Origin of the sequence: Paenibacillus sp. P2(2022) (genome assembly GCF_029522175.1) — a bacterium.
In the GTDB taxonomy this organism is placed as follows: domain Bacteria; phylum Bacillota; class Bacilli; order Paenibacillales; family Paenibacillaceae; genus Paenibacillus; species Paenibacillus polymyxa.
In genome coordinates, this window is record NZ_JAKWFI010000001.1 from 920758 (window position 1) to 942820 (window position 22063).

At 46.5% G+C, this 22063-nt stretch carries 24 protein-coding genes; 21 read left to right on the forward strand and 3 right to left on the reverse strand.

Features of this window, described 5'->3' with window-relative positions; genetic code table 11:
• The 3 genes from MMB75_RS03915 (at position 1) to lipB (ending at position 3215) form a co-directional block, all read left to right on the forward strand.
• Positions 1-987 (forward strand): alpha-ketoacid dehydrogenase subunit beta, encoded by a 987-nt coding sequence (locus tag MMB75_RS03915; RefSeq protein ID WP_016822271.1) that lies wholly within the window; start codon positions 1-3, stop codon positions 985-987.
• Positions 988-1076: 89 nt separating this feature from the next.
• Positions 1077-2471 carry a dihydrolipoamide acetyltransferase family protein gene (locus tag MMB75_RS03920; RefSeq protein WP_025365153.1) on the forward strand — a complete coding sequence of 465 codons (1395 nt, stop codon included), beginning with the start codon at positions 1077-1079 and terminating at the stop codon, positions 2469-2471.
• 45 nt (positions 2472-2516) lie between these two features.
• Positions 2517-3215 (forward strand): lipoyl(octanoyl) transferase LipB, encoded by a 699-nt coding sequence (gene lipB / locus MMB75_RS03925; protein ID WP_016822269.1) that lies wholly within the window; start codon positions 2517-2519, stop codon positions 3213-3215.
• Between the two features lie 123 nt (positions 3216-3338).
• Here the strand turns inward: lipB and prli42 are convergent, their stop codons facing one another.
• A complete protein-coding gene (gene prli42 / locus MMB75_RS03930; RefSeq protein ID WP_016822268.1) occupies positions 3339-3443 on the reverse strand; it encodes a stressosome-associated protein Prli42 in 105 nt (34 codons plus the stop codon).
• An 85-nt stretch (positions 3444-3528) separates the two neighbouring features.
• On the opposite strand from prli42, the gene MMB75_RS03935 reads away from it, so the two are divergent.
• Positions 3529-4662 carry a tripeptidase T gene (locus tag MMB75_RS03935; RefSeq protein ID WP_017427513.1) on the forward strand — a complete coding sequence of 378 codons (1134 nt, stop codon included), beginning with the start codon at positions 3529-3531 and terminating at the stop codon, positions 4660-4662.
• A 68-nt stretch (positions 4663-4730) separates the two neighbouring features.
• Here MMB75_RS03935 and mciZ read toward each other — a convergent pair whose 3' ends face one another.
• Complete coding sequence (mciZ, locus tag MMB75_RS03940) at positions 4731-4874, reverse strand: Z-ring formation inhibitor MciZ (protein ID WP_016822266.1); 144 nt, start codon at positions 4872-4874, stop codon at positions 4731-4733.
• Between the two features lie 133 nt (positions 4875-5007).
• Here mciZ and MMB75_RS03945 point away from each other — a divergent pair, with 133 nt between their 5' ends.
• From MMB75_RS03945 to MMB75_RS03975, 7 genes are all read left to right on the forward strand, one after another.
• Positions 5008-5619, forward strand: coding sequence for an NUDIX domain-containing protein (locus MMB75_RS03945; RefSeq protein ID WP_045244452.1), 612 nt, complete (start codon positions 5008-5010; stop codon positions 5617-5619).
• A 4-nt stretch (positions 5620-5623) separates the two neighbouring features.
• Positions 5624-6820 carry an endonuclease Q family protein gene (locus MMB75_RS03950; RefSeq protein WP_031461684.1) on the forward strand — a complete coding sequence of 399 codons (1197 nt, stop codon included), beginning with the start codon at positions 5624-5626 and terminating at the stop codon, positions 6818-6820.
• A 200-nt stretch (positions 6821-7020) separates the two neighbouring features.
• On the forward strand, positions 7021-7674 hold the full coding sequence (gene spoIIM / locus MMB75_RS03955; RefSeq protein ID WP_016822263.1) for a stage II sporulation protein M: 654 nt from the start codon (positions 7021-7023) through the stop codon (positions 7672-7674).
• 101 nt (positions 7675-7775) lie between these two features.
• Positions 7776-8273, forward strand: a complete 498-nt coding sequence (gene fur / locus MMB75_RS03960; RefSeq protein ID WP_016822262.1) for a ferric iron uptake transcriptional regulator — start codon at positions 7776-7778, stop codon at positions 8271-8273.
• 167 nt (positions 8274-8440) lie between these two features.
• On the forward strand, positions 8441-8683 hold the full coding sequence (locus tag MMB75_RS03965) for a YqzK family protein (protein ID WP_017427515.1): 243 nt from the start codon (positions 8441-8443) through the stop codon (positions 8681-8683).
• A gap of 104 nt (positions 8684-8787) precedes the next feature.
• On the forward strand, positions 8788-9726 hold the full coding sequence (xerD, locus tag MMB75_RS03970) for a site-specific tyrosine recombinase XerD (RefSeq protein ID WP_045244453.1): 939 nt from the start codon (positions 8788-8790) through the stop codon (positions 9724-9726).
• A 78-nt stretch (positions 9727-9804) separates the two neighbouring features.
• Positions 9805-10629, forward strand: a complete 825-nt coding sequence (locus tag MMB75_RS03975) for a purine-nucleoside phosphorylase (protein ID WP_016822259.1) — start codon at positions 9805-9807, stop codon at positions 10627-10629.
• Positions 10630-10752: 123 nt separating this feature from the next.
• On the opposite strand, the gene MMB75_RS03980 is transcribed toward MMB75_RS03975, so the two are convergent.
• A complete protein-coding gene (locus tag MMB75_RS03980; RefSeq protein ID WP_045244454.1) occupies positions 10753-11964 on the reverse strand; it encodes an O-antigen ligase family protein in 1212 nt (403 codons plus the stop codon).
• A gap of 201 nt (positions 11965-12165) precedes the next feature.
• Between MMB75_RS03980 and MMB75_RS03985 the strand changes: the two genes are divergently transcribed.
• The 10 genes from MMB75_RS03985 to MMB75_RS04030 all read left to right on the forward strand — a co-directional run bounded on the left by MMB75_RS03985 (position 12166) and on the right by MMB75_RS04030 (position 21926).
• Positions 12166-13806 carry a glycosyl hydrolase family 28-related protein gene (locus MMB75_RS03985; protein ID WP_025365147.1) on the forward strand — a complete coding sequence of 547 codons (1641 nt, stop codon included), beginning with the start codon at positions 12166-12168 and terminating at the stop codon, positions 13804-13806.
• Between the two features lie 223 nt (positions 13807-14029).
• Positions 14030-15223 carry a D-alanyl-D-alanine carboxypeptidase family protein gene (locus tag MMB75_RS03990; protein ID WP_016822256.1) on the forward strand — a complete coding sequence of 398 codons (1194 nt, stop codon included), beginning with the start codon at positions 14030-14032 and terminating at the stop codon, positions 15221-15223.
• Between the two features lie 96 nt (positions 15224-15319).
• Positions 15320-15673 (forward strand): anti-sigma F factor antagonist, encoded by a 354-nt coding sequence (spoIIAA, locus tag MMB75_RS03995; protein ID WP_016822255.1) that lies wholly within the window; start codon positions 15320-15322, stop codon positions 15671-15673.
• Positions 15670-16125, forward strand: coding sequence for an anti-sigma F factor (gene spoIIAB, locus MMB75_RS04000; protein ID WP_013310781.1), 456 nt, complete (start codon positions 15670-15672; stop codon positions 16123-16125). The genes spoIIAA and spoIIAB overlap by 4 nt, the downstream gene beginning before the upstream one ends.
• A gap of 11 nt (positions 16126-16136) precedes the next feature.
• Entirely contained in the window at positions 16137-16892 is a 756-nt protein-coding gene (gene sigF, locus MMB75_RS04005) for an RNA polymerase sporulation sigma factor SigF (protein WP_013371734.1), read from the forward strand.
• A 178-nt stretch (positions 16893-17070) separates the two neighbouring features.
• A complete protein-coding gene (locus MMB75_RS04010) occupies positions 17071-17712 on the forward strand; it encodes a stage V sporulation protein AA (RefSeq protein WP_016822253.1) in 642 nt (213 codons plus the stop codon).
• The gene (locus MMB75_RS04015) at positions 17709-18131 is read left to right on the forward strand and encodes a stage V sporulation protein AB (RefSeq protein WP_016822252.1); all 423 of its coding nucleotides are present in this window, start codon (positions 17709-17711) and stop codon (positions 18129-18131) included. The genes MMB75_RS04010 and MMB75_RS04015 overlap by 4 nt, the downstream gene beginning before the upstream one ends.
• 26 nt (positions 18132-18157) lie before the next feature.
• Positions 18158-19852: a spore germination protein gene (locus MMB75_RS04020; RefSeq protein WP_045244455.1), complete on the forward strand. Its 1695-nt coding sequence runs from the start codon at positions 18158-18160 to the stop codon at positions 19850-19852.
• 110 nt (positions 19853-19962) lie between these two features.
• Positions 19963-21330, forward strand: a complete 1368-nt coding sequence (lysA, locus tag MMB75_RS04025) for a diaminopimelate decarboxylase (protein ID WP_016822250.1) — start codon at positions 19963-19965, stop codon at positions 21328-21330.
• 161 nt (positions 21331-21491) lie between these two features.
• Positions 21492-21926 (forward strand): peptidylprolyl isomerase, encoded by a 435-nt coding sequence (locus tag MMB75_RS04030; RefSeq protein WP_013310775.1) that lies wholly within the window; start codon positions 21492-21494, stop codon positions 21924-21926.
• Positions 21927-22063 lie beyond the last annotated feature (137 nt).

A 22063-nucleotide genomic window follows, 5' to 3' on the forward strand; every position in this document is an offset into this window, starting at 1 on the left:
ATGGCGATGATGGAATATATTGATGCGATACGTCTTGCTATGAAGGAAGAAATGGAGCAGGATGAAACGGTTTTTGTATTAGGTGAGGACGTCGGCGTAAAAGGCGGTGTTTTTACAACGACTAAGGGGCTCATGGACCAATTCGGTGAGCAACGTGTCATGGATACACCATTGGCAGAGTCGGCGATTGCAGGGGTTGCAATTGGTGCGGCAATGTACGGAATGAAGCCGATTGCCGAAATGCAATATTCGGACTTCATGCTGCCAGCGACGAATCAGATTATTAGTGAAGCGGCTAAAATCCGCTACCGCTCCAACAACGATTGGAATTGCCCTGTGGTGATCCGCGCACCTATCGGTGGCGGTATTTTTGGTGGTTTGTATCACTCTCAGTGTCCGGAATCTATCTTTTTTGGTACACCGGGTCTAAAAATTGTTGCTCCATTTACACCTTATGACGCCAAAGGATTGCTGAAAGCAGCTATTCGTGACCCTGACCCAGTGCTGTTTTTTGAAAATAAAAAATCCTACAAGCTGATTAAGGGTGAAGTGCCTGAGGATGATTATATCGTTCCAATCGGCAAGGCTAATCTACTGCGTGAGGGTGACGATATTACGGTCATCGGTTATAGCCAGCCATTGCATTTTGTTATGCAGGCAGCTGAGGAATTGGAGAAGGAAGAGGGCATTACCGCACATGTTGTGGATTTGCGCACACTCCAGCCATTGGATCGCGAAGCCATTATCGAGGCTGCACGACATACAGGTAAGGTCTTAATCGTTCATGAGGACAACAAAACGGGCGGTATCGGTGCCGAGGTATCAGCTATTATTAATGAAGAGTGTCTGTTCGAACTGGATGCACCGATTGAGCGTCTGTGCGCTCCTGATGTGCCAGCCATGCCGATCAGTCCACCAATGGAGAAGTTTTATATGTTAAACAAGGATAAAGTGAAGGAAGCCATGCGCCGTCTCGCCATGTATTAATATAGAGCAGATTCGGGCGAAAGTATTCCAAAAGAGTAGTGGGGCAGCGATAAAACGCGCCCTTCTATGATGTTAAGGAGTTGAAAAAAATGTCAGACCAAACACAATGGAACGACGTGACCATGCCGCAATTGGCTGAATCACTCGTATCGGCAACAATTGCCAAATGGCTGAAACAACCTGGTGACACAGTAGAGCAATTTGAGCCAATTTGCGAGGTCATTACAGATAAAGTGAACGCTGAAATCCCATCCACATTGGATGGCATTATGGGTGACCTGTTGGCGGAGGAAGGTCAGACGGTAGCGGTAGGCGAGTTGATTTGCCGTATCCAGACGAAGTCGGCTGCACCTACAGCATCAACAGGAGGAGCGGCACCAGCGGCATCAGCATCTCAAGGCAACGTACAAGCACAATCCCAGCAGAGTGCTGGATCGGATCAGTCCATGCGCGGACGTTTTTCTCCAGCAGTTCAAACTCTGGCTGCTGAGCACAATGTGGACCTAAGCAGGGTGCCAGGCACAGGCATGGGGGGAAGAATTACTCGCAAAGACGTGCTGAATTTTGTTCAGCAGGGCGGCTCAGCTCCAACTGGAGTGACTGACCAAACGACTGGGACGACCCAAGGTCAAGGATCTCCTTTTGCAGGAATACAGCAGTCCGCCGCTCAGCATAGTGCACCAGTTCAAAATATGGACCCTACAATTCCGGTGCGCAACAGCGGCATTCATTTAACGGAAGCACCGAAAGTTCCTATGATTGAAGTTGAGGGTGGGAACAATAACAGATCCGAGTATTTTATTGATGTTACACCTATTCGTAGTGCAATTGCCCGTAATATGCGGCAAAGTGTTTCGGAGATTCCTCATGCCTGGACGACGATTGAAGTGGATGTGACCAATCTGGTGATGCTCCGCAACAAGATCAAAAACGAGTTCAAGCAAAAAGAAGGCATCAATATTACGTATCTGGCTTTTCTCATGAAAGCAGTCGTGAATGCAATCAAAGAATATCCGATCATGAATTCGGTGTGGGCAGTCGATAAAATTATCATCAAAAGAGACATCAATATTTCGTTGGCCGTAGGCACGGAGGACTCTGTTCTTACTCCTGTTATTAAAAAAGCCGACCAAAAAAATATTGCTGGTTTAGCTCGTGAAATTGACGATTTGGCACGTAAAACTCGCGAAGGTACACTCAAACTGGACGACATGCAGGGTGGAACGTTCACCGTCAACAACACCGGTTCCTTTGGTTCCATTTTATCTTATCCGGTGATTAACTATCCGCAGGCTGCAATTCTTACCTTTGAATCCATTGTCAAAAGACCAGTGGTCATTGATGATATGATTGCGGTGCGCTCGATGGCTAATCTGTGTCTGTCGCTGGATCATCGTATTTTAGACGGAGTGATTTGCGGACGATTCCTGCAACGGGTTAAAGAAAATCTAGAAGGCTACACCTTAGATACGAAGCTGTACTAATCATCCGAACAGTTAGGTAAATGGACGGAGAGGAAGTGACAGGCCGTGAACAGACGACCGCTTGATGTAACCTATACGAATAGGATGGAATATGCCCATGCTTGGGATGTCCAGAAGGAGATTGTGGGAAAGCTGGATGCGGGGGAGGCGAGAGAAACGCTTATGCTTCTCCAGCATCCGCCAACCTACACCATTGGTTCCCAGAGGCATCCTGAGCATCTGCTCCTCACACCAGAGCAGCTGAAAGAGCAGGGCATCAGCGTCTTTCAGATTGATCGTGGGGGAGACATTACATATCATGGACCAGGGCAACTTGTCGGATATCCCTTACTTGTGCTTGGCAACCGAGAGGCGTTAAATCTGCACGGATACCTTCGAAGTTTGGAAGAAGTGATCATTCAGTTGCTGGCATCTTATGGAATTGAAGGGAGTCGTAAGCCTGAATATACGGGGGTATGGATCGGGAATCTTAAAATTGCGGCCATTGGTGTCAAATTTAACAAGTGTAAGCACCGTCGGGGCTTCGTAACCAGCCATGGCTTTGCCTTTAACATCAAGTCAGGAATACAGCATGAAGGTTTTGAAGGCATTGTTCCATGCGGAATTCAGGAATACGGTGTGACATCATTAGAGGACTGTACACAGCAGTCTTTTTCGGTAGAGCAGATTGCGAGGGAAATTGTGCCGTACTTTGAACAGCAATTTTCATTTGCTGCGCAATGGCAGACGCATTCCTTTCAATAAAAGGTCAGGCGGGCAATTGTGTGATTGACACGGGAGCCCGCCTGTTTGTTTGCTTGTGCAGCAGCTCGTCCACACATAGCTTGTAACGGATCTTGGGTAGCCCAAACTTGAGCGGTGTAGTTGTTATAGTGGCATAATAAACGGCTCAATCACCATGAACAGCGTAGAACCAATCATAGCTGCGAGCATAACGTAGACGAAAAAACGAACCCATTTTTTGTTAGACATGTGTAACTCCTTTAGGATAGGTTTAAGTCATAGATAAGAACATCTATCCGTATTGTAACGTAATCGGGAAAGAGAGGAAAGTTTAATGACAGTAGAGATAGTAAAAGATCGAATCGTACAGGAATTTATGGAACTCGTACAGGTGGACAGTGAAACAAAGCATGAACAGGAAATATCACGTGTTCTGAAAGAAAAGTTTAATGCACTTGGACTGGAAGTCGTAGAAGACGATTCCCGCGAAAGAACGGGACATGGTTCGGGTAATTTGATTGTTACCTGGAAAGCGGAAGGTGTGGAGCAAGCACCCAAAATATTTTTTACCTGTCACATGGATACCGTAACTCCAGGTAAGGGTATTAAGCCGCAGTTGGGTGAGGATGGCTGGATTCGCAGTGATGGTTCAACAATTTTGGGTTCGGACGACAAGGCTGGGATTGCTGCTTTGTTCGAGGCGATTCGTGTCGTGCGCGAGCAGAACATTCCCCATGGTCAAATTCAGTTCGTGATTACGGCTGGAGAGGAATCTGGTTTGATGGGTGCACGGGCGATGAAGCCGGAAGTGCTGGATTCTGACTTCGGATACGCTTTGGATTCGAACGGTGAGGTGGGTTCTATTTGTATAGCTGCTCCCACACAGGCACGTATTGAGATGAGAATTACTGGGAAGTCTGCACATGCGGGAGTCAATCCTGAAGACGGCATCAGTGCCATTCAAGTCGCTTCTAAAGCAATTTCTAAAATGAAATTGGGACGCATTGACAAGGAGACGACCGCTAACATCGGCAGTTTCGAAGGCGGCGGCGCGACGAATGTGGTCTGCGATTTTGTATTGATCCGTGCGGAGGCTCGCAGTATTGTACAGGAAAAGGTTAATCATCAAATTCAGCATATGCGTGAAGCGCTCGAAACCACTACGCGTGAATTTGGTGCCCAGGGAGAGTTCCGTAGTGAAGTCATCTATCCAGCATTCAGCTTTACGGAGCATGATGAAGTTGTACAGGTTGCTCAGCGTGCTATTCAAGGGCTGGGACTGGCAACATCAACCTTCCATTCGGGTGGGGGCTCAGATGCCAATGTATTCAACGGCCTTGGAATTCCAACGGTGAATTTGGCTGTAGGCTACAAGAACATCCACACAACAGAGGAAAAGATCAAGGCCGATGATCTAGTGAAGGTTGCTGAAGTAGTCGTAGCTCTGATCCAAGAAACTACAAAGTAAGACTTACTTTTTACATTTACAATATACGAAAAAGGGTTCAGGCTAAAGAAAGGAACGGTGTTCCTCCTTTAGATCTGAACCTTTTTTGGAACAATTAGCGAAGCAATAGTAGCTGTAGGTCCATATTCCTTTTGCCATTGACGCAGGAGGGCTTGAATCTGCCATGCTTTGCCGACGATATGGAGAGTGGTTTCAGTCCGGTAGCTTTTCATGTTCTGAAATCTCCTTATAACAGAAGTTTTGATATACTACCCCCAGCATATGTTCCAAGTGGACAAGTTAGACTAATGTTGGAGATAATTAATAATGAAAGAAAGATAGAAGACGAAGGAGGAAACATGCCTGATGAACGACCAAACGAACGAACAAGTGAACAATCCAACAAGCTATGCACTTCGCAAGCCTTATTCCAATCCTGCGCTGGAGGAAAAGACCGTATCCACACAGCCTATCTTTGAAGGAAAGGTCATTACGGTACAGGTAGATACGGTAGAGCTTCCCGACGGCTCAACTGGAAAGCGTGAAATCGTCAAGCATCCAGGTGCAGTGGCAATTTTGGCTCTGCACGAGGGGAAAATGCTGGTGGTGGACCAGTACAGACAAGCTATGGGGCGCTGTGAGGTTGAAATCCCCGCAGGCAAGCTGGAGCGAGGTGAAGACCCGATGGAAGCAGCGGGACGTGAATTGAGAGAAGAAACAGGCTATACAGCCAAATCGTTGAAGTTGCTTCACTCTTTTTATACTTCTCCTGGCTTTGCGGATGAAATCATACATTTGTATGTGGCCGAAGAACTGGAGCGAGGTGAGATGGAACCAGATGAGGATGAATTTCTGGAGCTATTTGAGGTGACGCTGGAAGAAGCACACACACTTATTCGTGAAGGGCGCATTAGTGATGCCAAAACGATTCTGGCCGTCTATGCGTGGCAACTTCGCCAACAAACAGGGAGCTTCTAAGCGGATGGACACCAATATAATAGAACTTAACAACTATTTTGCAGACCTGCATATTCATATTGGCAGAACGGAGAAAGGAGCTCCAGTCAAAATTAGTGGTAGCCGTGACCTAACGTTTGCCAATATAGCCAAGGAAGCCTCCGGTCGCAAAGGGATTGGGCTCATTGGGATTATTGACTGCCATGCGCCTAATGTACAGGAGGATATTCGTCGCTATTTGCATACAGGTGAAATGGAAGAAATCAGCGGTGGTGGTATCGCATACAGGGATACAGTGATTCTACTTGGCACGGAGCTGGAAATACGGGCTGAAGGTCGTCCCGAAGCACACGTACTGGCCTATTTTCCTGATCTGGCGGCGATGGAGGATTTTACCCAATGGCTGACGAAGCATATGAAAAATGTTAATCTCAGCTCACAACGGATCTACGCACCGCCACGTGAGTTGCAGCAGCAAATTTACGGACGTGGAGGCATTATGGTGCCTGCGCACGTGTTCACTCCGCATAAGGGCATTTATGGCAGTTCTGCAGCCCGTATGGAGGAACTGCTGGATATGGAGTTCATTAGTGGGGTGGAACTGGGGCTGAGCGCAGATTCATCTATGGCAGGCTTGATTTCGGAACTGGATCGCTTCAGCTTCCTCACGAATTCAGATGCCCATTCACTTGGGAAAATTGGACGAGAATACAACAAATTATCACTGGCGAAGCCGAGTTTTGATGAATTCAGGATGGCTTTGGAGCGACGTGAAGGACGACGGGTGTGTGCCAACTACGGTTTGAATCCCAAACTTGGAAAATACCATCGCTCTTACTGTCAGAGCTGCGGTACGATTATTGATGAGCAACAGATGGCGGACGAACGCTGCCCTAACTGTGGCCATACCAAGCTGGTGCGGGGTGTGCTTGATCGAATCTGGAGCATCGCCGACCGTGAACAGCCCGTAATTCCCTCCCACCGTCCTCCGTACATTTACCAGATTCCGCTGGAATTTATTCCAGGCTTGGGTAAAGCCAAGCTGAACCAGCTGTTAGCAGCCTTCGGAACAGAAATGAATATTTTACATGAGGTTACGCAGGAGGAACTGTCAGGGGTCGTCGGTAAAGTGTTGGCAGAGCAGATTGTGCTTTCACGCGAAGGACGCCTGGCGCTTGTATCCGGTGGTGGTGGAACATACGGAAAAATAGCAAAATCCTAGTAAAGTGTCCTAGTCAAGTCTTGTCTCCGTAAAAGGCATATCAGCGTCTGCTTGTTCATAACCATAAAATATCTCTGCCGTTGGCTTGGTGCATCATTCGTGATGTTAGATTTGCAGCGGAAGCTGCCCCATTCTAGCCATCAGCCGTCGGATTACGGTTGTTTTTTGGACAAACAAGCAGATGAAAGGGGCAGGACTCGATGCAATGGTTTCGTCATACGTTAAAGGATCAGACGTCATATTACGTTTTCTTGGCTGTGCTGTTTCTTGTAGGAGTTGTTTTTGGCGCACTCATGGTAAATGCACTCTCCCTAGAACAGTTACAGGATTTGTCCCGTTACCTGAAGGATTTTTTTGTGACGGTCAACCAAAACAAGCAGGGCTTTGCTGATTCGCAGGCGGCCTCAACCTTTTGGGACAGCGTATCTCTACATCTTAAATGGGTGGGCCTCATTTGGGTATGCGGGCTTTCGGTCATTGGACTCCCAGGTATTCTTGTGCTGAATTTTCTCAAGGGTGTGCTGATCGGATTTTCTGTAGGTTATATGGTAGGGCAATATTCGTGGAAAGGACTATTATTTTCATTGGTTTCCGTTGCCCCACATAACCTGCTCGTGATTCCGATACTGCTCGTCTGTAGTGTGGCTGCGATGACTTTTTCCATTCATATGATCAAAACTAAAATACTTGCTACTCGGCCATCAGACGGGATGTTGCGTCCGTTGCTTTCTTACGCAGGATTGACTGCTGTGATGATGGTGCTGCTTATCGGCAGCGCGTCCTTTGAAACTTGGGTCACCCCGGTTATGATGCAATGGGTCACTCCTATGCTGACGGCTTCCGTGACATCTTGATCTCATTTCAAAATGTTTGACTTTATTTGTATAGACCCCCTATAATAATAGGAGTGAAAAAAAGTGCAGTAGGCAGTAGCTTTGCAGGGGGAGGGAGACACATGGAAGCACGGATCGAAAAAATTAAGCAGCAGCTGCAATCCCAGGGCTACAAACTAACGCCTCAGCGGGAAGCCACCGTCAGAGTTTTACTTGAGAACGAAGATGATCATCTGAGTGCGGAAGATGTATTTATGCTCGTCAAAGAGAAAGCTCCCGAAATCGGTCTGGCAACCGTATACCGTACCCTAGAACTGCTAAGTGAACTGCATGTCGTGGAGAAAATTAATTTTGGCGATGGCGTTGCGCGGTATGATTTGCGCGGCGATACAACCAAACATCACCACCACCATTTGATATGTGTGCAGTGCGGCAGTGTAGATGAAATACTGGAAGATTGGCTTGGACCGTTAGAGGAGCGTTTGGAACGGGAATATAATTTTACTGTAGTGGACCATCGTTTGGACTTCCACGGTATTTGTTATCGTTGTAAGGCGAAGAACGATACGACCGCCCAAAAATCCTTGGGTAAAACCAAGAAAAACAAATCACAGGATTAATAAGCTGACTACCCAAGCTCTCACCGACGAAGACGCGTTCGGGAGAGCTTTTTTGGTTCGGAATTTGCTGTATGGGATCATGTGGTATAAAACAGAATAGCTTGTCATACCCTTCCATAGAGAGCCCTAAATAGGGACTACATTTTGGGAAAAGGCGGCTGATCCACATGGTACTATCATTGCGGAGAGGACTACAATGGCTGCGCTTGCTGATCTTGTTTGGGGTGTTGGCATGTATGTTCTTTTATAGCCTCAGGCTGTTTACAGATTGGATATCACCTGTAGATCATTACCGAATACCGGAAGGACATGCAGTTAAGGTATTTGGCGGACAAACAGTGAATGATGGGTCCGAGCAACGAGTAGCGGTGTTGGAACGTTTACGTTTCTTTTATTGGTATGGTGAGTAGTTTATGTAATCATCTTAGTGAGATGATGATATGAAGGTCGCACACGAAGAAGCAGGCGCAACAACGGAATCGCTGTATGCAGGACAAGGAGAGTTTTGGAACTCATGAAAATGTATATTCAACCTTTCGTTCAATATATGGAAGAGGAGAAGGGTTTGTCACGCAGCACATTGGAAGCGTATCAACGGGACGTACAGCAGTTTACTGAGTTCGCAGAAAGCTGTGGACTTGAGCAGCCAGATAATGTACAGCGGTCACATCTGTTGCTGTATTTGGGGCGTCTGAAGGAACAGGGAAAAGCCGCGGCGACAATTTCACGTAGCGTCGCCTCTATACGCTCCTTTTTTCATTTTCTCATTCGGGAGGGAATCGCGATCCATGATCCTTCCGTTCTGGTGGAACTGCCCAAAGCCGCTAAAAAGAAGCCCTCGGTGTTAACGCAGGATGAAATAGAGCGTTTACTGGCAGCGCCGGATGTGAGTGCCCCGCAAGGGGGACGAGATAAGGCCATGCTAGAGTTGCTGTACGCGACGGGCATCCGCGTATCAGAGCTGATTGCCCTGAACGTCTGTGATGTGCGCATCGATTTGCGCTTTGTGCACTGTGGCGGCGAGGCGGGCAAGGAGCGCGTTGTACCGATCAGTCGTGAGGCATCACAGTGGGCACAAGCCTACTTGGACGAGCAGCGTCCAGCGTTGCTGCGACCCGGGCAGGGTGAAGAGGCTCTAGCAGAGCAGGAAGCCTTGTTCTTGAATGTATCGGGTCAGCGGCTCAGTAGACAGGGCTTTTGGAAAATAATTAAGAAGTACACTCAGGAAGCAGGCATAAGCAAGGATATCACGCCCCATACGCTGCGACACTCCTTTGCGGTACATATGCTGGAGGGCGGAGCGGATTTACGCTCTGTACAGGAAATGCTGGGTCATGCTGATCTGTCAACGACGCAGGTATATGCGCAGACAGCTAGACGGAACATGAAGGAAGTATATGAAATGCATCACCCGCACGGCGGTAACCGCACTTCTCATGAAAGCAATGATTAAACGTAACGTCGCTTTGCTGTCATAGAAATTGTGATAATGACTATAACTTTACGATTGTACAAGTCAGGAGAGATATTTATGTCAACAGCCAACCAAGCTACAATTCAGGAAGCAGCAGATTATATCCGTGCTAAGAGCGGAATAAGCCCAGAGATTGGTCTTATTCTGGGATCGGGCCTCGGTATTTTGGCCGATTTGATTCAAGATGGAGTTAGTATTCCTTATCAGGATATTCCCCATTTTCCCGTATCAACGGTAGAAGGCCACGAGGGGGAGTTACTGTTAGGCACAATTGAAGGTCGCGCTGTTGTCATGATGAAGGGGCGCTTTCATATGTATGAGGGCTATGGTCCACAGCTGACAGCTTTCCCTGTTCGGGTAATGAAGCAACTGGGGATTCAAAGCCTGCTGGTGACGAATGCCGCAGGTGGTGTAAATACTTCCTACAAAGCAGGCGATCTGATGGTCATCTCGGATCATCTGAATTTGACCGGACAAAATCCGTTGATTGGCCCGAACGATGCTGCTCTGGGTGTTCGTTTCCCAGATATGTCGGAGGCGTACAGCCGCCGCTTACGTGAAATTGCCAAACAAACGGCTACCCAACAAGGCTTCAGCCTGCAGGAAGGTGTATATGCCGGATTGCTGGGACCCAACTATGAGACGCCTGCTGAAATCGTTATGCTGCGTACACTGGGAGCAGACGCAGTAGGGATGTCGACCGTGTCTGAAGTTATTGTAGCTCGTCATGCGGGGATTGAGGTACTAGGCTTCTCCTGTATCACCAATATGGCTGCAGGCATTCTCGACCAGCCTTTGTCTCATGGTGAAGTGATGGAGACGGCAGAGAAGGTACGTGAACAATTTTTGAAATTGGTACTGGCGATTATTCCACAAATGTAGATGGAGTATAATTTTCCATTCGAAACGGTGGGCATCTCCAAAGAACCCCATATCCGAGCGTCTTTTAATGGCGTGGGATACGGGGTTCTTTTTACATACCATGGTTGAGCTGAGTATGATCGCCTAGTGAAGAGGGCGTGTGCTCCAAGTAGCTGTATTCGCTTTTTCTGCTACAGTTAGTCTATGTCGCTCTTGCACCTTGATCACAATGACCATGAAAATAATCCAGTAAATGGCTAATGAGTTTAGAAAACGGCTATCCGTTATATTGTTCAATACGATGAACAGGAAAAAAACAGCTGCCGTCAGCCATGTATACATATCTGTTTTGCCGATTCTGATTTTAAATAAGGTAGTTACGACGAGTATAACCGTTGCGAGTAGTCCTATAAGACCCACATCAATCCACAGATCTCGAAAGCCGCTATGGCTGCTTGTCAGATCAAAGCGGATGCCGTTCGCATAAATGCTGGGCCGGGCTGCCCAGAAGGAGCCATAACCATGTCCGAACCAGTAGTGGCTCTGAATAGCACCATCAATTCCCTGCCAAATTTCCGTTCTTCCGGTTAAGGTTGTTGTTTTTCCGAATTCCGAGGCAATCGCATCTCCATAGGTAAAGGTAAGTGCCAAACCCAACAGAACAAGTAAGCAGGAACAGCTAACAAAGAACCCCCGCAACGCGATGCTTCGAATTCTTTTGAATAACAATATAAATAAAATAAATACGAAGAGTGAAGATGTCAGCACCAATGAGGTGGTAGACTGGCATTCGATGAGCAATAAGGCATTGAGTAAGATGAAGCCAATATGTAAGGCTTTGCGTGTGCCCCTGAAAAAATATATGACATGTGAAACAAAACTTAACAGCGAGAGGGTTCCAAGTGTATTTTTATGACCGGAGATTCCCTTCCACAGTCCAGTATGCTCTACACCGCCATGAATGGCAAAGGAAGGAACGAGTAAGACGGCAAGTAGATTGAGTACGCTCAGGATACTTAATGTAACGACTAAGAGGCGTATGCAGCCCTGTGCTGTATAATGGGTGACCAGATAGAATCCAAAGGTAGAGAAGGCAAGAAATTTAACAACCATTAGTACAGAAGAAGTTTGCTCTTGTTCAGCCCATAAACAGGAAGCGGCGATGTACATCATAAGTAAGGTCAGCAACGGATTATCAGCTAGGATTGCGATTAATGACTTGAGTGAAGGCAGAAGCATGGTGTAGCTGAACAACAAGATAAGCAGGGAAATCGTGATCACTCTGGGAGACAAACCCTGACAGGCAAAGGGAATCGAGAAAGCCAGTAAACCGGCTACTGTGAGTATGTGTTTCACGGTTTCACCGCCTTGATACGTTATGTATCTATAATATACAAAATGTATCTTCTTGTACAATCATAATAAAATATTTATTTTCATTTTTCGCGACCTAGAGCAAGCCTTATTGTGCATATACTCAGTCCATGCTAAGAAAATGAAGAATTCTTCGGTATAGTCTGAAAGTATTTTCACGTTTTTAACAATGGGGGTGTTTGGATGGCGGATTTTACAGACCGTTTGAAGTTGAATTTGAGTGGAACGGGCAAAGAGTTAACGCCTCAGCAATTAAATGACAATTTTAAAGCCATTGAAAAAGAATTCATGGAACGCAGTGTAAACGTAAGCTGGTTTGGAGCTGCTGGTGATGGTATTCAGGACGACACGGCAGCTTTGCAAGAATTGATTAACAAGACTCCCGATTACTCCATTCTTCACATCCCCAGTGGTCGATACAAAATAACATCTACCCTTCAGATTCGCAAGCAGGGTGTGCGCATTTTTGGGATTCATAAGGGCAGATACCGACAGGGTAAGGGAGTTACTTCGATTGAATATTATGGTACGGGTCCTTGTTTCCAAATTGGAGACGAAAGTCTGCCATCGTTTAGTGGCTTTCAAAATGTGCAGTTCCATGACTTATCGATCCGGTACGAAGGGACCGACAGAGCCACCTTAAATAATCCGTTTTCGCAGTCAGTGAAGCGCGGGTATTATGGCAAAGGGACTATGGGCATTCAGGACTGGAAGGGCGGCGGCGTTGTCCTGGATAACGTGTTGATTGAGCATTTTGAAACGGCTTTTTGGGGCTATGAAAGTGATGTGAACTTATTTAAATGCACGGAGATAAATTACAATAAAATAGGGATTCACTTGCAGAACAGAAGTTCACAGTTTACAAGCATTGCGCTTTTTACGCTTGGGAACGATACGGCGCTGGATCTGAATAGTTCTAACGGGGCGAGATTCATGGCTAGTCAGCACATTAAGGATGGGAGCTCCAGTGATATTCCCATTTTAATAAATGATTTTATGAATGCAGAATTTTTAGGCTGCTGGTTCGAAGGACTAAGCAGAGAACACAAGATGACAGTACCTTCTTTTATTCAAATTGGTGCTACGAAAGAAACCAAAAATGTTGCCCTGCGCGACTCTATTTTGGCGATAGCAGACAAATACGATGACACCCAATCGGTGTGCAATTATTTTGTGGATGTGGTCATTGGTAAAAAAGTTTTGGTGGACGAGGTGGGCGGATATCCTCGTAATCTCAAACAGCTTATTTGTTTCTCTGGCAGCTCCTCCACACAACAGGTGACACTTCGCTCCCATTTGGATTTTAGCTATAGCAATAATCGTTATGACGAGAATCATGGGACAGGGCAAGCTTTGTTGCTCGTAGAAAAATATTCGAATAACGGTATAGAACATTTGAATGAAACCTTTGTCAAAGCCTATCTTGGTTCAAGGCAAAATATCCCTGCAGGTAGCTGGCAGAAAGTAAGGTTTAATCAAATCAATCATGATGAGTTGACCGAATTCGATGGTTCGAATAGCCGATGGCGAGCCAAGCGAGCTGGGAAATACAGAATACAAGTCTACATTTCGACCGATCCCCAAGTAGATGGTAACCGGACACGGCTGGCACTTCACTTGAATGATGAGCAGCTTACCGGAAGTTCTGCCTATGCTTATCTCGATGACAGGGTGATTGGCGGACTGAACTATGGTGCATTGAGTGGAGCAATGGAACTTAGACTCGAAGCGAATTCTTTTATTGATATACGGGTGTTTAGTCAAAATGCAGTGGATATTTTACCGGGTGGGGGTATTACATATCTTACCGTTAGCCGGATTTAGACGACTTTTATAGGTCATTTTTACAGACGATAGATGTTGTGTCGTATATATATCGGGAAATACGCACCATGCTGGCTCAGCTTGGTGCTATTTGATGTTTTTATTCATATGGAATATTTTTCTTTCATTCTGACGACAATGGTTAGCAGCACGCGAATAGACCGGAGAGATCAGTAAATGGGCTCCGGCTCTTTACGCCAATATGTTGAGGAGGGGACCGATTGTGAAGAAAAAAGTGGTGGCGTTCATCCTGGCTTGTCTGGTAGCCTTGACTGCCGTCCCTGTCGGCGGTTGGGCCGAAGAAAGCAGACCTGAAAGCAAAACCAAAGTAGGATCAGCAGCTGAGCTGGCTCCCGAGGCCCTTTCGGCGATCTTGATGGATGCAGATACAGGCACAGTCATCTATGAAAAAAACAGTCGTGAAAAGCTTCCTCCAGCAAGCATCACTAAGATCATGACGATGCTGCTAACAATGGAGGCCATTCATGATGGCAAGCTTAAGCTGACCGATAAAGTACGGGCCAGTGAGTATGCGTCTTCAATGGGAGGCTCGCAAATTTTCTTAGAGCCGGGAGAAGAAATGACGGTTGATGAGATGCTGAAGGGAATTGCGATGGCTTCGGGCAACGACGCCTCTGTAGCGATGGCTGAGAAAATTGCAGGTTCTGAACAGGCTTTTGTCGAGATGATGAACGCCAAGGTGCAGCAGCTTGGACTCAAAGATACGCATTTTGCCAATTGTAACGGTTTACCCGTAGAAAATCACTATTCCTCTGCGCATGATATTGCGGTTATGAGCCGGGAACTGTTGAAATATCCGCACATTACGAAATATACGGGAGCCTATCAGGACTATTTGCGCAAATCCTCGGTCAAGCCCTTTTGGCTGGTGAATACGAATAAGCTTGTTCGCTTCTATACCGGAGCAGATGGTCTGAAAACGGGCTATACGTCAGAAGCAAAGTTCTGTCTTTCCGCTACGGCGAAGCGTGATGGCTTACGTGTCGTAGCTGTCGTACTTGGTGAGCCGAACACGAAGATACGCAATAATGAGGTTTCTTCCATGTTCGACTATGCATTTTCTCAATATACAATGAAATCCATATATAAGCCAGGCGAAAAGCTGGGCAGTGTAAAAGTTGAAAAAGGTGTATTGCCAGAGCTGGAAATTCAGGCTGACCGTTCTTACAGTGTGCTGGTGAAAAAAGGCGGCAACAAACAAACGCTGCGTCACGAGCTACAGTTGACCCCAAGCCTTAAAGCTCCTGTCCGGGTGGGTGACCCCGTTGGTAAGCTGGTCGTCTATCAGAATGGACAACGTCTTAAGGAGTTTAATATCACTTCGCCTGTGGCTATCGAGAAGGCCGGCTGGTGGAAATTGTTTAAACGTACCATGTCGAACCTATTTTCTTTGTAGATTTAACGGGGTTTTCTTCTAGTTTTGTCGGAGGGCAGGAATCGTCTGCGACTACGTAGAAATCCTTGTCCAAGACCGGGAGGAGAGTGAGTAAGCATGAACCTGCAAATTGAAATGGAGCATCACCGGGGAGTACTTATTGTAAGGCTGTCTGGTGAACTTGATCACCATACGTCGGATATGGTCCGTATGCAAATGGATGAGGCGATTCAGCGCCGGCAATGCGAGCATATCGTGCTCAGTCTGAAGAATCTTCAGTTTATGGATAGTTCCGGCCTTGGCGTTATCTTGGGACGATACAAACTGATCAAGCAAAAGGGCGGGAAAATGGCAGTCTGTGATGTCAATCCGCCGGTACATCGACTGCTGGATATGTCAGGCTTGTTTAAAATCATGCCCATTTATGACAACGAGGTAAATGCGCTCACGGAACTGGAGGTTGTGTCATGAGAGAAGGCACGGGGAACAATTTCATGAGCTTGCAGTTTGCCGCAAAATCGGAAAATGAAGCATTTGCCCGCGTGGCTGTGGCAGCCTTCATTTCCAGGCTTGATCCCACAATGGATGAGCTTAGCGATTTGAAGACCGTTGTGTCTGAAGCGGTGACAAACAGTATTATTCACGGCTATGACAGTGATCCGTCAGGTGTCGTAACGATTAAAGTCGGAATTGAAGCGGACGTGATCACGTTGGTCGTTGAGGACGCAGGACGGGGAATTGAGGATCTGGAGCTGGCCAAGCAGCCTCTCTATACGTCCAAGCCTGAATTGGAACGTTCTGGCATGGGCTTTACGATTATGGAAAATTTCATGGATGAGTTCGAAGCAGTCAGTGAGCCGGGCGGAGGCACGTCGGTCCGGATGAAGAAAAGGATTGAATCCAAGAAAGCTTTATATAATTAGGAGTTGATCCTATGGAAGCAGGAGGAAAAAAAACTTCGCACAGCTATTTGGAGGATACAGAAGTCAAGCGGCTTATCGCACTGAGTCAATCTGGTGATAATGATGCTCGTGAGACACTGGTCAATAGTAATATCCGGCTCGTCTGGTCTGTCGTGCAGCGCTTTATGAACCGGGGGTATGAACCTGACGATCTTTTTCAAATTGGTTGCATCGGATTGTTAAAATCGGTGGATAAATTCGATCTCAGCTACGAAGTCAAATTTTCAACATATGCAGTACCAATGATTATTGGTGAGATTCAACGCTTCCTTCGAGACGATGGTACACTCAAGGTTAGCCGTTCCTTGAAGGAAACAGCCAATAAGGTCCGCAAAATGAAGGACGAGCTGTCCAAACGGCTCAATCGCCTGCCTACAGTCAAGGAGGTTGCTGATGAGCTGGGAGTGACACCGGAGGATGTTGTTTTTGCGCAGGAGGCCAATAAGCCACCTACCTCCATTCACGAAACAGTGTTTGAAAATGACGGAGACCCGATTACACTTATGGATCAGATTGCCGACGAATCGCAGGAAAGATGGTTCGACAAGCTGGCGCTGAATGAGGCCATTGACGGATTATCTGAACGGGAGCGATTGATTGTGTACCTGCGTTATTACCGGGATCAGACTCAGTCAGAGGTTGCAAGTCGTCTTGGCATTTCTCAGGTGCAGGTATCACGATTGGAAAAAAAGATTTTACAACTGATCCGCGATCAGATTGCCCAATAATGAAGACAGGATTTTAGTGAGTGAAATCCTTATACTAACGCATTCTAAAGAGTATTCCAAAGCCATTTTAATGGCCAGGAGTACTCTTTTTTGCGTGTGACAAAAGACAACACACAGAATAGGTTTGCTTGCTTCGCCCCATACTAATCGGTAATTACGAGGATAAGGAGGGAATCGGATGAATCATAGTCCGGCTCCTATTGTCTACTTGCGGCTCCGCAGCCGTGTGCGTATGATCCAAGGGCAGGATTTACATTTGGGCGATGTAGCCCACCTGCTGACGGAGCCCGAATGGGAAAAGGATCTGCTTGAGCTTGTTCTCAAGCGGCCGCAGAAGCAGGACGGTAACCTGATACTGGTGGACATGCTACAAATCATATCAAAAATTAGAGATCATATTCCGGGAGTCGTAGTTGAATCTCTCGGGAAACCGCATGTACTTGTGGAACTCGTGGAAAGACCCCGTAAGCCATCCAAAATACTGTTCGTGTTAGTATGGTTGCTGCTGTTTTTTGGCTCTGCGCTGACGATTATGAACTTTCATGCTGACGTTAGCATGATGGAGGTACAGGTTCGGATTGTGGAGATGATTACGGGACAAAAGGATGAGCATCCGTACTTGTTCCAAATTGCTTACTCGATCGGCATTGGCTTTGGCATGATCGTATTTTTTAATCACTTGTTCAAGAAAAAATGGAATGAGGAGCCGACCCCCCTGGAGGTGGAAATGTATCTGTATCAGGAAAATGTGGATCAGTATGTTGTGGCAGAGGAGTATGAAAAGATGGCTCGTTTGCAGACAAAGGATAAGAAACCATGATATTTGTACAGGCTGCACTTCAGATTATTTTGGGTATCGCTGGGGGGCTGGCGGTAGGTAGCGGTGTGATTGCTTTTTTTATTGTGTTGGATATCATGCCGCGATTAGCACAACTCACCCGGACGTATAAAAAATCACGTGCATACGAAAAGGCGATGATTTTAGGTTCAGTGGTGGGAACCGTGGCCGATTTTTGGAACATTTGCTTGCCATTACCGGGCATGTTTACATGGATACCCGGGCTATTTTGCGGAGTATTTATTGGCTTGCTCGCCGCGGCTCTAACAGAGGTGCTGAATCTCCTGCCCATACTGGCCAAGCGACTCCATATGACTGTATACATGTTCGGTCTGTTAATGGCAATGGTGCTTGGCAAGGTAACGGGTTCCTTATTTGATTGGTTTGTATACAACCGTTAATAGCGAAGAAGAAGGGGGCAAGAGATATGGATCACAGAACGGATCAGGATCAGCAGGAGCATTATCATGGAGACGGAGCAATAGGAAAGGAAAATAAGACTGATGGGGAAAGTTCGGGCTCCTGGAAGCAAAAGCAGGAGCAGGAAGCCGCTCGTCTTAAGCACAAAAAAGAAAGCGAGCGTTCTGATAATGTAGAGGAATCCATTCGTTATTGGCAGGTTGAGGATGATATTTCTCCAAAGATGAAGGAAAATCGTGAAACTCTTAAAATGGTATTGGGTTTGGGAGAGACCTTTGATGTTGTGTTCAGGGAAATGACAACAGGTGGCCGCCATATTGGGTATCTGTTCCTGAATACCTTTGCCAAGGATCAGATCATGCTTGAGGTGCTAAAGCGGCTTACCTATCTGACGCCGGATGACATGACTTCAGCTGGACTCCAAGCGTATTTTGAAAATTTTATTCCACATATACAGGTGGAGAAGACGGATAAGATGTCCGTCGTCATAAACAAGGTGTTGACGGGAATGAGTGCTCTCTTCATGGAAGGCGAGCGTTTTTCTGTTATTCTGGATACTCGTAATTACCCGGTACGGAGTCCAGAAGAACCTTCCTTGGAGAGAGTCGTGCGCGGTGCACGCGATGGTTTTACGGAAACGATGCTTACGAATGTAGGTTTAGTGCGTCGGCGTTTGCGAGACCCCGGACTTAAATTTGAGGCTATGCAGGTCGGACGCCGAACCCGAACAGATGTATGCTTGGGCTACATTGATGATATTGTGGATAAGGTCATGGTGGATACGGTACGAGACAAAATTAAAAATGTTAATCTGGATGGTATTCCTCTGGCCGATAAGCAATTAGAGGAGACAATTATCAATAAAGGTTGGAATCCATATCCATTAGTACGATATTCAGAGCGACCAGATGTTGTGGCTTCGCATATTATGGAAGGAAGGCTCGTTATTTTCGTTGATACCTCACCCAGCGTAATGATTTTGCCTACCACATTTTTTGACCTGTGCCAGCATGCAGAAGAGAATCGGCAAACCGCTTTTATGGGTAGCTATCTGCGCTGGGTACGTTTTATAGGCATATTTGCCTCGATGTTTCTGCTTCCGATGTGGCTGCTAATGGTTATCAATCCCGAATTAAAACCGGCGTTTCTGGATTTTATCGGCCCTCAAAAGGAAGCACATTTTCCGCTGATTGCCCAGTTTATCATTGTGGAGCTAGGGGTCGATCTTATGCGAATGGCAGCTGTGCATACCCCGACACCACTGGCCTCCGCTATGGGGTTGATTGCAGCCATTCTGGTTGGTGATATAGCGGTTAAGACAGGACTGTTCGTAAATGAAGTCGTATTGTACATGGCTGTTGCTGCTATAGGAATGTTCGCAACACCGAGCTATGAACTGGGACTCGCGAATAGACTGATTCGACTATTCCTGCTAGTTGCTGTTGCTATTTTTCACGTGCCTGGCTTTGTCGTCGGCACGACACTGATCATTTTGATGCTGACGCTGCATCGGTCATATAATTCTTCATATTTGTGGCCGTTCATTCCTTTTAATGCTAAAGCGTTAGCTTCCATCTTGTTCCGTATGCCTGTACTTGATGCGCCTAACCGCCCGTCATTTAATAAAACGAGGGACAATACGCGTATGCCCCATACGGATGCCAACACAGATTCGAACTCAGGCAATGGACAGGAGCATTAATATAAATGATCTGCATAAAAATCCATTGTTCTTGATGTTTTTTTTGCTATACTGGTGTAAACATTCGATGGAATATGACTAGCTTGTTCCAGAAAGAGAGGCGCCAGAACATGTATTTGCATGGAAGCAGTAAAATTAACAGCAATGGACATTTGGAGATTGGTGGATGTGATACCACGCTTTTGAAAGAGCGTTTTGGCACGCCGCTATATATTGTAGACGAACAGTTAGTCCGCCGGCGTTGCCGGGAATTTATAGAAGCATTTCGTGAGACCGGTTTAAAGTTTCAAGTGGCTTATGCAAGCAAAGCATTTTGTGTTATGGCCATGTGCGCTTTAGCTGCTGAAGAAGGAATGTCGCTTGACGTTGTTTCCAGCGGAGAGCTGTTCACAGCGCTGCAAGCAGGATTCCCGGCAGAACGAATCCATTTTCATGGCAATAACAAGACGCCGGAAGAAATTGAAATGGCGTTAGAGGCGCACATTGGCTGCTTCGTCGTTGATAGCAAGATGGAATTGCATTTGTTACAGGCTCTCGCCTCTGAAAAAGGACAACAGGTCAATATTTTACTGCGGGTTACGCCGGGGGTTGAAGCGCATACGCATGAATATATGGCCACAGGTCAAGAAGATTCAAAATTTGGCTTTGACATTGCGAATGGTACAGCCCGTCAAGCGGTGGAACAGGCTATCAAGCTGGATCATCTTAATCTGCTGGGAGTACATTCTCATATCGGTTCGCAAATCTTCGAAGTCAATGGCTTCCAAATGGCTGCGGAGCGGGTCGCAGCTTTTTGCAGAGAGATTAAGGAGCAGCTTCAGTTTTCCTTCAAGGTGATTAATCTTGGTGGTGGATTTGGCATCCGTTATACAGAGGAGGACACACCGCTGAAACTATCCACCTATGTACAGGCTATCGGCGAAGCGGTGAAAACTCATTTTTCAGGACTTTACGATGAGCTTCCAGAAATTTGGATAGAGCCGGGACGAAGTATTGTAGGTGATTCAGGTACAACCTTGTATACGGTAGGAAGCATCAAGGATATTCCGCAGGTTCGTAAATATGTTTCCGTAGACGGCGGAATGACAGATAATCCACGTCCTGCACTGTATCAGGCCAAGTATGAAGCGATGCTGGCTAATCGAGCACAAGATGCGAACGAAGAAACAGTGTCTATTGCAGGCAAATGCTGTGAGAGCGGCGATATGCTTATTTGGGATGTAGAACTGCCTCGCCCGAATAGCGGAGACTTGCTCGCTGTAGCCTCAACCGGAGCTTATAATTACTCCATGGCGAGCAATTATAACCGGATACGCCGACCAGCAGTTGTATTTGTCAACAACGGTGAGGCTGAGCTGGTAGTGCGTCGGGAAACCTACGAGGATATTGTTCGCAACGATGTTTTGCCACAGCGCTTGGTTCGTGATCAAGCCAGCTCAGTGGTTCAGCCCAATGCCAAGATTACGGTTTCGTCCTGATTGTGGAATTCTAAAATCAAGCAGGCCATTGCATCGGTAAGAATGACCGGGGACAATGGCCCCTTTTTTTGGACAAGGCTTTGCTAAGCGCGCCAATTCATAGTAAACTGGAACTTGATGTTATTTAGTTCTCAAAACAGGTTGAAAAGGAGATACAAACAATGAAAAAAGGTAGAATAGATCTTGAAAACGGCGGTATCGTCGAAATTGACTTTTTCCCAGAAGAAGCTCCAAACACCGTTGCTAACTTTGAAAAGCTGGCAAACAGCGGTTACTACAACGGATTGAGCTTCCACCGCGTCATCCCGGGCTTTGTTGCTCAAGGTGGTTGTCCGATCGGTAATGGTACAGGCGGTCCTGGCTACACCATTGACTGTGAAACAGCTACGAATACAACCAAGCATGCCAAAGGCGTTCTGTCCATGGCTCATGCAGGTCGCAACACAGGTGGCAGCCAATTCTTTATTTGCTACGCTCCACAGCCGCATTTAGATGGAGTACATACTGTATTTGGTAAAGTAACCAAAGGTATGGAATTCATTGATGCTGTAAAACAAGGCGACAAAATGAAAGAGGTTAAAGTATTTGACGTGTAATTTACCATTACATGTATGATATGAATTCCTTTAAATAGCGTTGCATCTAAGCCGTTCTGTCTTTGGACAGAGCGGCTTTTGTTGTCTTTTGTTTGACGGTTTGCTGATTTTTACAATCACGTAGGTATTACAGTGCG